The organism is Parasediminibacterium paludis (assembly GCF_042651445.1).
In the GTDB taxonomy this organism is placed as follows: Bacteria; Bacteroidota; Bacteroidia; order Chitinophagales; family Chitinophagaceae; genus Parasediminibacterium; species Parasediminibacterium paludis.
In genome coordinates this window covers 156,042-171,207 of sequence record NZ_JBHSDC010000029.1, presented here as the reverse complement: position 1 = coordinate 171,207, position 15,166 = coordinate 156,042, and the positions used below count along the sequence as shown (strand labels likewise).

Here is a 15,166-nt window from a genome sequence, read left to right as displayed (position 1 = left end):
CCCCCAAAGGGGGAAAGTTTATCACAAAATAGGGCAATACTAGAGATTATCTGCTCTTCCTACTATGGATTAGTAGACCATATAGATGATTCTTTCACAAATACTCTGCGGTTAAGCTTTAACTGTGCAATAATCAACTCAGCAAAATCCTCTGGATGCATTAAGCGTTCTTCGTTGTTATTAATAAGATTAGATGCGATTGCTAAATCGGTTACTACAGTACTTGGCGCCATGGCTGTAACCCGAATATTGTCTTTACGTACTTCGCGCATTAAAGCATCTGTAAGGCCCATCACACCAAATTTAGATGCACTATAAGCACTGGTAAGCGGGCTGCCATTGAGACCCGCAGTAGATGATATGTTTACAATATCGCCTTGCTTTTTAGCTATCATTTGTGGTAATACAGCACGTGTAACGTAATAAGTATCGAGTAGATTTACTTTAATCATTTGCTCCCATACAGCTGGCTCTAATTCTAAAAACTTACCAAACGTGCCTATACCAGCATTGTTGATTAAAATATCGACGCTACCTAGCTGCGCTAATATACTTTCTACAGCGTTATTTACTTGGTTGATATCACTTATATCTGCCGTAGCGATAGCAGCGTTAACACCCAAGGCTTGTATCTCATTAGACAAAGCTGTCAAATCTTTTTCGGTACGAGCTAATAGTCCAACGTGCACACCCTCACTAGCTAATGCTAATGCGATGGCTTTACCAATCCCTTTTCCTGCCCCAGTTACTAATGCGGTTTTACCTTGTAATGTTTCCATAATTGTTCTATTTTTCAAAAGCAAAACTATTGCATAGACCGAGCCAAACACTTGCGAGATCAGCAATTATATCACAACATGCCCGCACATCGTAAATTATTGTAACCAACAGAAAAGATATTTTTTGTTGATGTGTCCTTTGCCCTATATCTTCATAGCAAAGATTTTTTTTGCAGTTTACAACCGATCAAATACTAGCACTTGCACCAGACGAAGCCTCCAAAAAAGCAGGGAAAGATTTATGTATACCAAACAAGTGGGTAAGCAAAGGCGCAAATGACCAGACCATTTGGGGCGAATGCCAAGGCAGTGGTAATAAACCCTACCAAACACAGGTAGACATCGCATCAGTAGCGTTTAAATGCTCTTGCCCAAGTAGAAAATTTCCATGTAAGCATGGTATTGGTCTCCTCTTACTTTACACGCAAGAGCCGACAATTTTTACAGATAATGCTCCGCCAGAATGGGTAACTGAATGGTTAGCAAAACGAATTGACAAAGTAGATAAAAAAACGGAACAAGTTGCTAAACCTGTAGATGAAGCAGCCCAAACCAAACGCTTGCTAGCAAGAGAACAATTGGTAGAAGCAGGTATTCATGAGCTATTAATTTGGCTGAAGGACATGGTACGCAAAGGGATTATTCACCTGCCTCAAAATGGTAGCGCAGGGTTTGATACTATGGCGAAGCGACTGATAGATGCAAAGGCACCGGGTGTTGCATCTATGGTAACATTGCTGGGTAGCATCCATTTTTATAAAGATGGCTGGGAAAGTCAATTTTTACAACAATTGACACAGATTTATTTAGCCATAGCAGCTTTTAAAAATAGAAATGAACCTAAACGACTGTATGACGCTGAAGTTAGAACACAAATAGGATTTACACAAAACCAAGAAGCCTTAAAAGCGCAAAAAGGCATAGAAGACCATTGGCTGGTATTAGGCAAACAAACCACAGAAGACGATAATGTAACCACTGAGCGTAATTGGCTGTATGGTGCTAATAGCAGGCAATATGCTTTGGTACTACAATTTAGTGTTCGGGGTCAAAGCGCTACATTTACATTAACCCCTTGCCAATGGATACAAGCTGAATTGGTATATTTTGCATCGGCAGTACCGCTTAGGGCCATCATAAAAAACCAGATTGCCAGTAATTATATGGTATTACCTACTGGTTTTGTAAATTGGCAAAACATAACAGCACATTTGGCTTCGCAAAAAACAGTATTACCATTCACAATTATTAGCCCCGTAATTGTACAAGAACTAACACCTGTATTCATCAATGGTGAATGGTTTTTGCAAGATATTTCACAAGCCATTATGCCAATTCATCAAGCTGATAGTGTGATATGGAAATTACTTGCTTTAAGTGGTGGGAAAGCCTTACAAATGGCTCTATTAGCCTACCGGTATCGTTTTTTACCGTTAGGTGTATGGATAAATGACAGTTACACAAGTTTATAAAACATAGCATATGGACGCGTGGCAGCAGATAATACAAACTGCTTTAATAGGCACTGATAAGCAACCTATGTCTACCAATGACATGGATGAAAATTTATTGCCTGCTATTCACGCCATCACTAGTAACACAGATATTGATAAGGAAGAACAATTTTTACAAATAGCAACGGTTGTAGAACAATACACATTTTGTGGTACTGAGCCTATTGTGAGAACAGATAGTAGTCTACCTATTTGCGAAGCAGAAACACAAGCGTATTGCAGTAATAATGCGACCAATGTTTTAAAAGAGATATTATATGAAGCTAGTAATAGCTTGCTCACTATGTGGCTGCAATTGTGTGCTAGCAAGCAGCAAATTATAGTACCAGTATTGCTACCAGATGTCCTTGAAAAATTAGTGCAAGAAAAACATCTTCGACCATATATTAGTTGTTTAGGCAAACGAGGTGCATGGTTAAGTCAATTTAATAGTGCCTGGCAATTTGCAACGGATACAAGTGTTGAAGAACTGTGGCAAAGGGGGTGTGCTAATGAGCGCAAAAGCGTTTTACAATCATTACGTACAACCAATGCAACACAAGCTAGAGCATGGTTACAAGAAACTTGGCCGCAAGAAAATGCAGCTTCTAAACTGATTTTATTAGAAGCTTTTGCTACCCACCTTTCAGAGTCAGATGTGCCATGGCTCGAAAGTCTTATCAATGAAAAAAGTAGCAAAGTAAAAGCGGCAGTATTAAAGTTATTACAGCAAATACCAGGTTCAACTATTGTACAACAATACACGCGTTTTTTACAGCAATCACTATTGCTTAAAAAAGAGAAAACCATGTTTGGCTTATCCTCCAAGCAGGTATTAGAAATTGCTGTACCAAGCGAAATAGCTCTACAAATGGTAGAACTTGGGCTTGAAAATTTAAGTCATCAAAAAAGATTTACCGATGATGAATGGATGGTATTTCAACTAATAGAACATATACCACCAAGTGAACTGGAACAACACTTACAATTACAGCCGCAAAATATTATTCAATTATTACAAAAAGAAGAAGTTACCAAGCAATTCATAGCAGCCGTGGTTACAGCAACAGTTGGATTTTCAAGCAAAGCATGGGCTATAGCATTGATGCAATTTAGTACAGTTTTTTACCTCGATATTTTACCGTTAATTCCTCTACAACAACAGGAATTTTATAGCAAGCAATTCTTTAAAGGACACGAACAAAGCATCATACAATATGCCGCCAATAGCGCAGTAGAATGGTCACCTGAATTAACGCACTTGATATTGCAGTATACAGCCGCCAACCCTTATAACTACAACAAAAGCTTTTATAATCTGCATATTCATTTAATACCTACACAGGCTATTACTATCTTAGATAGTTGTACGCCAACAGAGGGCTATGCTAGTAATTACTGGCGTAATATTCAACCATATATCGAAAAGCTACTGACACTAAAACAACAAACCATTCAATCATTTCAATAAAATCACTGTAACAATATGCCTACCCTATTACGTCAACATGCAGAAGAACTATTTGCCGAGGAACTAACAGAATTACAAAAAACAGAATCCGGTAAGCGACCTGCTAATTGGCAATTAACACCACAATCGGTTGTTACCTATTTAATTGGCGGTAAGCTTAAAAATGGTTTTGACATTACACCCAAATACATTGGCAATAGGCGATTGATGGAAATAGCTGTCGCTACCTTAACTACTGATAGGGCTTTATTACTATATGGATTGCCTGGCACTGCTAAAAGCTGGGTTAGTGAGCATTTAGCCGCTGCGATTAGTGGTAATAGTACTTTAATTATTCAAGGCACGGCTGGCACCAGTGAAGAATCTATTCGCTATGGTTGGAATTATGCCAAACTTTTATCAGAAGGCCCCAGTGAAAGTGCATTGGTAGAAACACCTGTGATTCGTGGCATGAAAGATGGCAAGATTGTTCGCATAGAAGAGTTAACACGTATGGGTGCGGATGTCCAAGACAGTTTGATTACCATTCTATCCGAAAAATCGTTGCCAGTACCTGAATTGAATACCGAAATACAAGCGATTAGAGGCTTTAATATTATCGCTACGGCTAATAATAGAGACAAAGGTGTGAACGAATTATCCAGCGCCTTAAAGCGTCGTTTTAATACCGTAATATTACCTGTACCAGATAGCATAGAAGAAGAAATAGACATTGTGCAGCGCCGTGTAGCGAGTTATGAGAAAACAATGGAACTACCAGTTGAAAAGCCCGCTCTGCAAGAGATACGTAGAATTGTGACGATGTTTAGAGAGCTGCGCAATGGTGTTACGCAAGATGGCAAAACAAAAATTAAATCACCTAGCGGCACGCTTAGTACTGCTGAAGCGATTTCTGTTGTAAACAATGGCTTAGCGATGGCTGGTTATTTTGGTGATGGGCAGCTTAAAGCGGCTGACTTAGCTGCAGGTATCATTGGTGCTGTAATTAAGGATCCTGTTCAAGATAATATTGTATGGCAAGAGTATTTAGAAACAGTTATCAAAACAAGAGATGACTGGAAAGATGTATATAGGGCTTGTAGGGATTTGTAGTAAGCGCCTAAAGGGAAACTAATTACAAAATATTTTTCAAACAATTGCTTTGCTCTTGTACCGAAAGCAAAACACATAAAACTCACTTTAAAGGGGTTAAGGGTATGCCAGTAACTATTTTAGGAATTCGTCACCACGGCCCAGGTTCTGCTAGAAATGTGAAATCATTTTTAGAAACCCTACAACCAGATATTGTTTTGGTGGAAGGTCCACCAGAAGCAGATCCTTTGCTGCAATATGCAACGCACAAAGAGCTAGTACCACCTGTGGCTATTTTAGCTTACCAAACAGATAATATTCAACAATCTGTTTACTATCCCTTTGCAGAATTTTCACCTGAATGGCAAGCTATTCAATATGCGCGTAAAGCCAATATTCACCTACGTTTTATGGATTTACCATTAACACATTGGCTTGCTATCAAAGAGGAAGAGGCAGAGAGAAGTAGAACGCAGAAAGAAGATAATTCAACAATACAACAAGATGCATTTTTTGAGGAAACAGCAACTGTAGGTTTTACTAAAAGCCCGTTTCAATACTTAGCAGAAGCGGACGGTTTTATTGATGAGGAAAGCTGGTGGGAAACTATGTTTGAGCATCGCTTGAACAACGAAGACATATTTATAGCCATAAACGAAGCCATGCAAGCACTAAGAGAGAGCTTCCCTAAACAACATGATAGAGAAGAGGAATTGCGAGAAGCTTGGATGCGTAAAATGATTCGTCAGGCAGAGAAAGACATGTTTCAAAAGATTGCGGTAATATGCGGTGCTTGGCATGCTCCAGCACTTAGCAATATGCCCAAAGCCAAAGAAGATAACGACCTGTTGAAAGGCTTACCAAAAACCAAAATAGACTGTACTTGGATACCTTGGACCTACGATAGATTAAGCCTTCATAGTGGCTATGGCGCAGGTATTGAATCGCCTGGTTGGTACCATCATGTATGGCAACACCCTACTGATGATGGCACTTTGTGGATGGCACATGTAGCGGCGCTGTTTCGTAAAAACGGTATGGATACTTCTGTCGCACATGTGATAGAGGCAGTCCGTTTATCGGAGTCCCTTGCAGCACTTCGCAACTTGTCTAAAGCAGGTTTGCAAGAGCTAAACGAAGCCGCCTTAAGTGTTATTTGTAATGGCGAACCTTTCATGATGCAACTGGTTAACAAAGCGCTTATTGTTGGCAATCGTATAGGCCAAGTACCTGAAGAAATTCCAAAACCACCGCTACAGGTAAACATTGAAAAAATACAAAAAAGCCTGCGCTTACCAGCTACAGCCGACTATAAAGATTATATGCTAGACTTGCGTAAAGACAATGATTTAGCGCGTAGTATTTTCTTGCATCGTTTACAATTGTTAGGTATCAACTGGGGTACTAAAAGCCATGTAAGTGGCAAGGGTACGTTTAAAGAACAGTGGCGCTTGCAGTGGGATCCTTCTTTCGTCATCAACATTATCGAAAAAGGGGTTTGGGGCAACACACTAGAAGAAGCAAGTAATGCTTGGCTCGTTCATCAATGCCATGAAGAAACGGCTTTAGGACAAATTGCGACCCTATTAGAACAGGTTATTCCAGCCGATTTGTCGAATGCAGCGCAAGCCATTGCGCAGCGTATTCAAGATATTGCTGCTGCCACCAACGATATCATTCAACTCGTGGCGGTTTTACCAGGTTTAGCAGGGGTAATGCGTTATGGCAATGTACGCAAAACGGATGCTGACCTAGTACGTCATATTGTTGAAAGTATGATTACGAGAGTATGCATTGGCTTACCTAATGCCTGCTGTGGTATCGATGAAGCTACGGCTAACAAGTTAACCGAAGATTGCTCAAGCATTAACCATAGCATCCAAATTTTACAAGAAAAAGAATATCTAGATGAGTGGCACCAATGCTTAATGAAAGTAGCCTACTTACACCATGCAGCCCCCATGATGCGCGGCTTTGCTGCAAGGCAACTCATGGATACTAAAGCTTTAATAGATGAACCCCTGCACCAATTATTTTATAGTAGTTTAAGTAAAGCTTTACCAGTTTCGGATACTGCCGCATGGCTAGAAGGATTTTTAAAAGGTGGCGGCACGTTGTTATTGATAGATGAAAACTTATGGATGATTGTAAACGATTGGATACAACAACTAGACGAAGACAGCTTTATACAAGCTTTACCACTTATGCGCCGAACCTTCAGTAATTTCACACAAGCAGAAAGAAAGAAGCTAGGTGAAAAAGCAAAGAATGGTGGTAAAAATGCATTGCTATTACCACAATTAGCATCCAATTTCAATAAAGATAGAGCCATTAAAAGTATACCTGTGATTATGGATTTATTGGGTTACCAACGATAGTGCTACTATGATGCTTTTGTTGTGTCACTCACTTGTACGTTCGGTTTGCTATGTAGCTTTTATCGTAGCGTAAAAGATCTGAATTATTTGTTTTGATAGCATTGAAAGAAACAAACCTATCAGAGCAATCATTCAAATCATTTCAATCATCATTTTATGAACAAAGAAGAAAATATTCGCCGCTGGCGCTTACTACTTGGGTCAGAGCAAAACGATGGCACAGGCTACCAACTTAATTTACAAGACCAACAAATGGATAATACACTTGCTGCCTTGTACGATAGCGATAAGCAAGGTGGGCTTGGGGCTTCGTCACCAAACATCAATCGTTGGCTAGGAGATATACGTTCATTTTTTCCCAATACAGTCGTGCAAGTAATGCAGCGTGATGCATTGGAAAGATTACATCTTACACAAATGTTGTTTGAAAAAGAGATGCTAGAAAATATAACGCCAGATGTACACTTAGTAGCCACGTTAATGACCCTGAGCCGTGTTATACCAGATAAAACAAAAGATACGGCAAAGCAAGTCGTTCGTAAAGTGGTAGATGCGTTGTTGCGCAAGCTAGCTCAGCCCATGCAGCAAGCTGTTATTGGCAGCTTAAATAGAAGCAACAGAAATCGTAGACCAAGGCATAACGAAATAAACTGGCACAGCACCATACTTAAAAATCTTAAACATTATCAACCAGACTATAAAACCATTATTCCAGAAGTAAAAATTGGTTATGGTCGCAAGCGTTCGTCGCTTAAAGATGTGGTGCTGTGTTTAGACCAGAGTGGCTCTATGGGTACATCGGTGGTTTACTCAGGCATCTTTGGTTCTGTCATGGCTTCTATACCTGCTATCAAAACAAAAATGGTAGTATTTGATACAGCAGTAGTAGACCTTACAGAAGAATTAGACGACCCTGTAGATTTATTATTTGGTGTGCAACTTGGCGGTGGCACCGATATTAATGCAGCCCTTACTTACTGCAAGCAAATTATTACCAGACCGTTAGATACCGTACTTGTGCTTATCACAGATTTGTTTGAGGGTGGCAATGAAAATGAGATGCGCAAACGAGCCGTAGAGCTAACAGCAGCAGGAGTACAAGTGATTGTATTATTAGCCCTTAACGATGATGGCGCCCCAGCTTACGACCATGGTAATGCACAATTTTTGGCCACATTAGGCATCCCTGTTTTTGCCTGCTCACCAGATAAATTTCCCGACCTCATGGCGCAAGCGCTTAGCAAGCAAGACATCACGGTATGGGCAGCCAAGGAAAATTTAGTGATGAAAAAATAATTTTTCAATCCTCTGAAACCCTTTGCTACAAAGTATTACAGCAATATGTAAAAACGCAAACAGATAAACTTTTTAAAAAAATATTTGGAAGTATCAAAAAAATGAATTGACATTTGCACCAACAAAAACAAACAAAAGTGAAACGTACAATATTACATATCGAACTACAAAACTGGTATAATCCAATTATGGATTTTACAGTTTGCAGGGCAGGTACTATTGAACGTTAGAAATAAAAATTCCTAATGCATTATACCAAAAGCCCTGCTGAAAAGTGGGGCTTTTTTATTGCTTTTTAGACAACTGCAAGCGTGGCAACTTTCAGTAAAACAAACAGCAATAACCATTTGTAAACGAATTAAAAGCTCATGCTACAAGTATCACATTTACCGCTAAACACCCTTACTGCTTTCAGATGGCGCAATGCATGTACAAGTACCACTACTTGTGCCAATAAGATGCAGCAGGATATACCTGCTAGTATTGGGTTTAGTAAGCAAAAACAAATATATTTTTTTACACCGCCGTGTAATTACAAGCTTCGCTGATAATGTGTCAGCAAAGGAGGTAACAACCCGGTTAAGTGTAACAGCTAACCGGGTTTTTTTATGCACTAGCCAAAAGGGTACAAAACAATTTTTAAGGAGGAACAAACAATGAACAACAGATTTTTAGTGAAAACATTGGTACAATGTTTCGGCGAAACCAAAACCATCAACATGCTCAATCAGCTACAAAAACGTAAGGTGAAACGAAAAGCGAGGAAATATCAATCGCAGTTAAAGCTGGCATGAAACAATTGTCTGAACTATGATTTGGTAATCCATTAAATCTTGGTTCAGACAAATATGGATGAATAGCTCAGTTGGTAGAGCACTGGTTTGAAGCGCCAGCAGCATAGGTTCGAGTCCTATTTCGTCCACTTAAAAATAAATTAGTAACCAACTAAACTGTACCACTATGCGTGCCTTTGTAATGAAATAGCGAGAACGGGATGTTCAATCTATTAACAACTAACACATAAAACTAACAATCATGGCAATCATTATCATCGCCATTTTTATGATACGCGTAGTAATGCTACTAATGCCCTTACTAAGAACGAGCATCATAAATGGATGGCATAAAATAATTAACACATTGAAAAAGCAAAAACCAACAGGGCTTTTTGATGAATACTTTATTGAGGCTAAAAACTTTTACTTGAAAGAGTTTAACACTATGCCTTGTATTGCTTACATAGGCAATGTAAATACAAGTGCTATTTTCAGTGTAATTCAATCTGGGCAATTTGGTAAAGTAACCGCTACCTACCAGCGCAACTATTTTAACTGGCAGCAAGAGCAAATTGAGTTTAGTAAAACATTGTTTAAACTACAAGGCAAAATGATGGTAAAACTAGGTGACGACTGGCTAGAAATATTGTTTAGCAATAACGATTATGACAGAGCTAACAAGATGCTACACACCTTTAAAACCATGAAGGCGCCACAGAAAGAAGATGATTACGAAATCAATATTATCTCGCTAAGCGGTGGCAGTCTAGATTTAAAAACATTGGCTATTAAGCCTACAAAACTAGATATCAACTTGTACTACAACGACGATTTTTTAGCGGTACACAATACCATCAATGAACGCTTATCAAAAGAAAATGATAAAGGCATTGTGTTGCTACATGGTTTACCAGGTACGGGTAAAACAACCTACTTGCGTTACTTAATCGGTAACTTAAAAAAGAAGGTCATGTTCGTATCGCCTAGTGTCGCTGGCAACTTAATGAACCCAGAATTCATGGATTTATTACTAGATAATCCTAACTCAATTCTAGTCATTGAAGATGCTGAAAACATTATTATGGATAGGCGTTACAGTAGCCAAAGCAGTGTGAGTAATTTACTAAATATTAGCGATGGCTTACTAAGCGATTGTTTAAATGTACAAATCATTTGCACGTTCAACAGTGAGTTACACTTGGTAGACAATGCCTTGCTACGCAAAGGCCGCTTGATAGCTAGATATGAATTTAGCAAACTAGCAACAGTAAAAGCACAAGCATTAGCAAAGCATTTACAAAAGCCTATTCAGGTAAACAAACCAATGACTTTAGCTGAAATAACCAATCCTGAGGAAACGCATCATGAAACCAAACAAGTGAATGTCATTGGTTTTAGACGCCTAGAACCAGTATTAGAAAACTAACCACCATGCTGTTGCATGGTGGTTCTAAAAACCAACACCATCATGCAACAGCAACAATGGCAATACTTCAATGGCACGCCTATCAAGCAACCTATTGAAGAAGCAGTAAGGCAGGCTTTACTAAAAGAAAAAGCAGCCGGCAATACCATTAAAGTATGCATTGGCACCGATAGCCAGGTAAAAAGTAGGGAAACAGCATTTGCCACCGTTATCGTATTTGTACGGCAAGGCAAGGGTGCATTTATGTATATCTGTAACCAAGGTACCAAGCGTAAAATGCCAGTGAAAGAAAGGATGTTAAAAGAGGTAGCATGCAGTATTGACGTGGCTTATAGCCTTTGCCAATTATTTATCGCTTTTAATGTACACTTAGAGGTTCACGCCGATATTAACACCAATCCCAACTTTAAAAGTAATACCGCTTTAAAAGAAGCTATGGGTTATATCATGGGTATGGGTTTTGCTTTTAAGGCCAAGCCACATGCATTTGCAAGTTCAGATTGTGCCGATAGAATGGTGCATTAAAATATGGGTATTATAACAGTTAATACCAAGCTCTTTGAAATATAGAAATAAAATAAGAAGTTACAACTAAACAATTGGTTTGTGTAATAAAATGGTTGAGAAGCACTGAAAAATGGCTTCTTACCATAGAAAAATGCGTGCGCGTCACTAAGAAATGCCTAAGAGGCACTAAGAAATCACTAAGAGTCACTTAAAAATGGTCGAGAGTCATATAAAAATGGCTAAGGGGCATATAGAAATGTATGCGCTGTAATGCGATGCGAATTTTAAGCCAAGTTTCTATACAAAAGCTTCTATACACACGATAAAGACCTATCTTTTGACGGAAATGGATACTTTTAAGCGCAGGTTTGATGAGTAAAAAGGTAATAAAAATGACTTGCGTCATTTTTATACTGCTCACTAAAGCTAAGTTTTGCACTTTAATTAGTACTTATTTATCACAAGCAAATAATTGATATATGACAAGAGGCGTTTTTATTGCTACTACCGACGCCGCTAGCGGTAAGTCGCTCATAGCCATTGGGCTAATGAATAAGCTTCGTGGACACTACAAAAATGTAGCGTACTTCAAGCCTATTGTAAAGCATTATCCTAACCAATCTGTTAATAGCCACATAGATACCATTACTTCTTACTTCAGTTTAGAAGAAAAGAAGTCTGATATGTTTGCCTTTACAAGAGATGAAGTGATGCGCTTACGTAGTGAGGGCAACGAATCGAAAATTATTGATACCATTATTGCTAAATACAAAAAGCTAGAAGACACACACGACTTTGTAATTGTAGAAGGTACCGATTTTGAAACAGAAGGCAACACTTTTGAGTTAAAGATCAATGTAGAAATAGCCAAAAATCTAGGCATACCAACCATTTTGGTTATTAATGGCGATAATAGAACCATTGACGAAGCAGTAGATTATATGTTGACATCGGTTAATAGTTTTGCGATGAGCGAGGTGCAAGTATTAGCCTCTATTATCAACAAAGCCAACGAAAAAGACATTGAAGCTATTAAGCAAATATGTAAAGTACGCCTTCCAAAAGAAATTCTGCTGTCTTGCATCCCTTACCATAAAGGTCTTAGCAGCCCTACCATGAAAGAGATTACAGAATCGGTTAGTGGCAACTTTTTATTTGGTAAAGACTTTAGCGATAACCTCGTAAGCAAATATATTGTGGGTGCGATGCAGTTACGCAACTTGTTACCACGCTTAGAAGACAATACCTTAATCGTTACACCGGGCGATAGAGGCGATATTATTTTAGCAGCCTTGCAAGCCAATTTATCCAAAAATTATCCGCGTGTTGCAGGTATGATTTTAACCGGTGGCCTATTGCCAGAAGAGCCTATTATTAAACTAATAGAAGGGCTTGAAAATGTGTTTCCTATTGTATGGGTTACTACGGGTACGTTTGATACAGTGGCCAAAGTAAGCGCTACCAAATCTCACATTTATGCTGATAACAAAAACAAGATAGAAACCGCCATTACCGAGTTTGAAAAGCATGTAGATGTATCGAGCATAGAGGCACGTATCGAAGCTTTTGTGCCAGAAGGTATTACACCACACATGTTTCAGTACCAATTGGTAAAACGCGCTTTATCTAACAAAAAGCATATTGTATTGCCAGAAGGTAATGATGATAGAATTATCATTGCCGCTTCTCGGTTAATCAACCAAGGCATTGTAAACCTTACTTTGCTAGGCAATACTACAGATATTCAATCAGCCGTTAAAAGGCTGAATCTTAATTTAGATTTAAGCAAGGTTGCTATTGTATATCCTAAAAACAGTACACGTTTTGAAGATTATGTACAAACCTTGTACGAGCTACGCAAAAGCAAAAATGTAACCTTAGATATGGCGCGAGATTTAATGACCGATGTGTCTTATTTCGGTACCATGATGGTGTACTTAGGCGAGGCAGATGGCATGGTATCAGGTGCGAATCATACCACACAGCATACCATTAGACCAGCCTTACAATTTGTAAAAACCAAGCCCGGTGTCTCTACCGTATCTTCTGTTTTCTTTATGTGTTTACCAGATAGGGTGAGTGTTTTTGGCGATTGCGCCGTAAACCCTAATCCTACCGCTGCGCAGCTTGCAGAGATAGCAATTACCTCTGCCGAAAGCAGTAAAATGTTTGGTATAGAACCAAAAATAGCCATGCTATCTTATTCATCAGGCAGTAGTGGCCAAGGCGAAGAAGTAGAAAAAGTACGTGCTGCAACCGAAATTGTAAAACTACAAAGGCCAGATTTAGCTATTGAAGGCCCTATACAATACGATGCTGCGGTAGATCCGGTTGTTGGTAAGCAAAAGCTACCCAACTCAGTTGTAGCTGGCCAAGCAAGTGTGTTAATTTTCCCAGACTTAAATACAGGCAACAATACTTACAAAGCTGTACAGCGAGAAACAGGCGCTATTGCTATCGGTCCAATGTTACAAGGTCTTAACAAACCAGTAAACGATTTAAGTAGAGGTTGTACGGTGGATGATATTTTCAACACAGTGGTTATTACCGCAATTCAGGCACAATAAACAAAACTATCTAGCGTATGAAGGTTCTAGTTATCAACTCAGGCAGCAGCTCTATTAAATACCAACTGTTTGTTATGCCACAAGCTACCGTTATCTGTACAGGTTTGGTTGAGCGTATTGGCTTAAAAAATGCTGTATTAACCTACAAATATTTACGTGGCAATACTTTTGAAGAATACCAGTTTACCGGTGATATTCCTAATCATACAGAGGGTTTAAAAGCAGTTGCCAATTTATTAACCGATGTTAACAAAGGCGTTATTACGAGTCCTTCAGAAATAGATGTAGTCGGCCATAGAGTAGTACATGGTGGCGCCAATTTTGTAAGCACAGCTTTGATTACACAAGCCGTTAAAGATAAAATTCGTTACCTCTTTGCATTAAGTCCTTTACACAATCCTGCTCATTTATTAGGTATAAATGTTGCTGAGGAGGTATTTGCAAGCGCAAAACAAGTGGCGGTGTTCGATACCGCTTTTCACCAAACCATGCCGCCAATAGCTTACCGTATGGCAGTACCAAAAGCGTTATACGAGAAAGACAAAATTCGCAATTATGGCTTTCACGGTACTAGTCACAAATATGTAAGCGAGCAGGTAACTAAGCATTACAACAATCCTAACCTAAAAATCATTTCGTTACACCTTGGTAATGGTTGCAGTATCACTGCTATTGCCAATGGCAAATGTAGAGATACCTCAATGGGTTTAGGCCCTATGAATGGTTTGGTAATGGGTACAAGAGTGGGCGATATTGACCAAACAGTAATTTTCTACATGGTAAATGAACTTGGTTATACCTTACAACAAGTGAACGATATTCTTAATAAAAAAAGTGGTTTGTTGGGTCTTGCCGGCGTGAGCGATATGCGAGACTTACAGGCGCTTATCCAAAAAGGCGATGCTGATGCTATATTAGCCCATCAAATATTTGTGTATAAGGCAAAGAAATTTATTGGCAGCTATATCGCAGCGCTAAATGGGGTAGATGTATTGCTGTTTACAGGTGGTATTGGTGAAAATGATGCGTATACTAGAGCCAAAATCTGCGAAAACCTAGAAGGCCTCAACATATATTTGGATGCAGCTAAAAACAGCATAAGAACCAGCAGTATTAGAGAAATTCAAGCGGATAACGCAACCATAAAAATTGTCGTAGTGCCTACCAACGAAGAAAAAGAAATAGCCACACAATGCTATACTTTGTGCCAATAATCTAATCCTATGTACTTGGTTACTACAAGCTATAATTACGATTATTAGCGTGTAGTTTTTATATCACCATCGCCAGTACTACTATGTTACTGCATAGGCGTCGCACACTGCATCTGTAGAATTTCCTTCAACAAATCAGCATAATCTTTTGCGTCTAAAACATCCCCTCTTCTAGAGGAGCTAGGGGT

General features: G+C 39.0%; 11 protein-coding genes and 1 tRNA gene. 11 read left to right on the top strand and 1 reads right to left on the bottom strand.

Features of this window, described 5'->3' with window-relative positions; all coding sequences use genetic code 11:
* Positions 1 to 62: 62 nt before the first annotated feature.
* Positions 63 to 779: a 3-ketoacyl-ACP reductase gene (locus ACFOW1_RS14650; protein WP_379015287.1), complete on the bottom strand. Its 717-nt coding sequence runs from the start codon at positions 777 to 779 to the stop codon at positions 63 to 65.
* Between the two features lie 170 nt (positions 780 to 949).
* Here ACFOW1_RS14650 and ACFOW1_RS14645 point away from each other — a divergent pair, with 170 nt between their 5' ends.
* The 11 genes from ACFOW1_RS14645 to ACFOW1_RS14595 all read left to right on the top strand — a co-directional run bounded on the left by ACFOW1_RS14645 (position 950) and on the right by ACFOW1_RS14595 (position 14,978).
* Entirely contained in the window at positions 950 to 2,251 is a 1,302-nt protein-coding gene (locus ACFOW1_RS14645) for an SWIM zinc finger family protein (RefSeq protein ID WP_379015285.1), read from the top strand.
* A gap of 10 nt (positions 2,252 to 2,261) precedes the next feature.
* Positions 2,262 to 3,743 carry a DUF5691 domain-containing protein gene (locus ACFOW1_RS14640; protein WP_379015283.1) on the top strand — a complete coding sequence of 494 codons (1,482 nt, stop codon included), beginning with the start codon at positions 2,262 to 2,264 and terminating at the stop codon, positions 3,741 to 3,743.
* A 15-nt stretch (positions 3,744 to 3,758) separates the two neighbouring features.
* Entirely contained in the window at positions 3,759 to 4,835 is a 1,077-nt protein-coding gene (locus ACFOW1_RS14635; protein WP_379015281.1) for an ATP-binding protein, read from the top strand.
* A gap of 104 nt (positions 4,836 to 4,939) precedes the next feature.
* On the top strand, positions 4,940 to 7,192 hold the full coding sequence (locus ACFOW1_RS14630; RefSeq protein WP_379015279.1) for a DUF5682 family protein: 2,253 nt from the start codon (positions 4,940 to 4,942) through the stop codon (positions 7,190 to 7,192).
* A 156-nt stretch (positions 7,193 to 7,348) separates the two neighbouring features.
* On the top strand, positions 7,349 to 8,488 hold the full coding sequence (locus tag ACFOW1_RS14625; RefSeq protein ID WP_379015278.1) for a vWA domain-containing protein: 1,140 nt from the start codon (positions 7,349 to 7,351) through the stop codon (positions 8,486 to 8,488).
* Between the two features lie 368 nt (positions 8,489 to 8,856).
* Positions 8,857 to 9,036, top strand: coding sequence for a hypothetical protein (locus tag ACFOW1_RS14620; RefSeq protein ID WP_379015276.1), 180 nt, complete (start codon positions 8,857 to 8,859; stop codon positions 9,034 to 9,036).
* Between the two features lie 302 nt (positions 9,037 to 9,338).
* A tRNA-Phe gene (locus ACFOW1_RS14615) sits at positions 9,339 to 9,410 on the top strand.
* A 113-nt stretch (positions 9,411 to 9,523) separates the two neighbouring features.
* Entirely contained in the window at positions 9,524 to 10,690 is a 1,167-nt protein-coding gene (locus ACFOW1_RS14610; protein WP_379015275.1) for an AAA family ATPase, read from the top strand.
* A gap of 42 nt (positions 10,691 to 10,732) precedes the next feature.
* A complete protein-coding gene (locus ACFOW1_RS14605) occupies positions 10,733 to 11,215 on the top strand; it encodes a ribonuclease H-like YkuK family protein (RefSeq protein ID WP_379015273.1) in 483 nt (160 codons plus the stop codon).
* Positions 11,216 to 11,676: 461 nt separating this feature from the next.
* On the top strand, positions 11,677 to 13,764 hold the full coding sequence (pta, locus tag ACFOW1_RS14600; RefSeq protein WP_379015271.1) for a phosphate acetyltransferase: 2,088 nt from the start codon (positions 11,677 to 11,679) through the stop codon (positions 13,762 to 13,764).
* A 17-nt stretch (positions 13,765 to 13,781) separates the two neighbouring features.
* Positions 13,782 to 14,978: an acetate/propionate family kinase gene (locus ACFOW1_RS14595; protein ID WP_379015270.1), complete on the top strand. Its 1,197-nt coding sequence runs from the start codon at positions 13,782 to 13,784 to the stop codon at positions 14,976 to 14,978.
* The last annotated feature ends 188 nt before the right edge of the window (positions 14,979 to 15,166 follow it).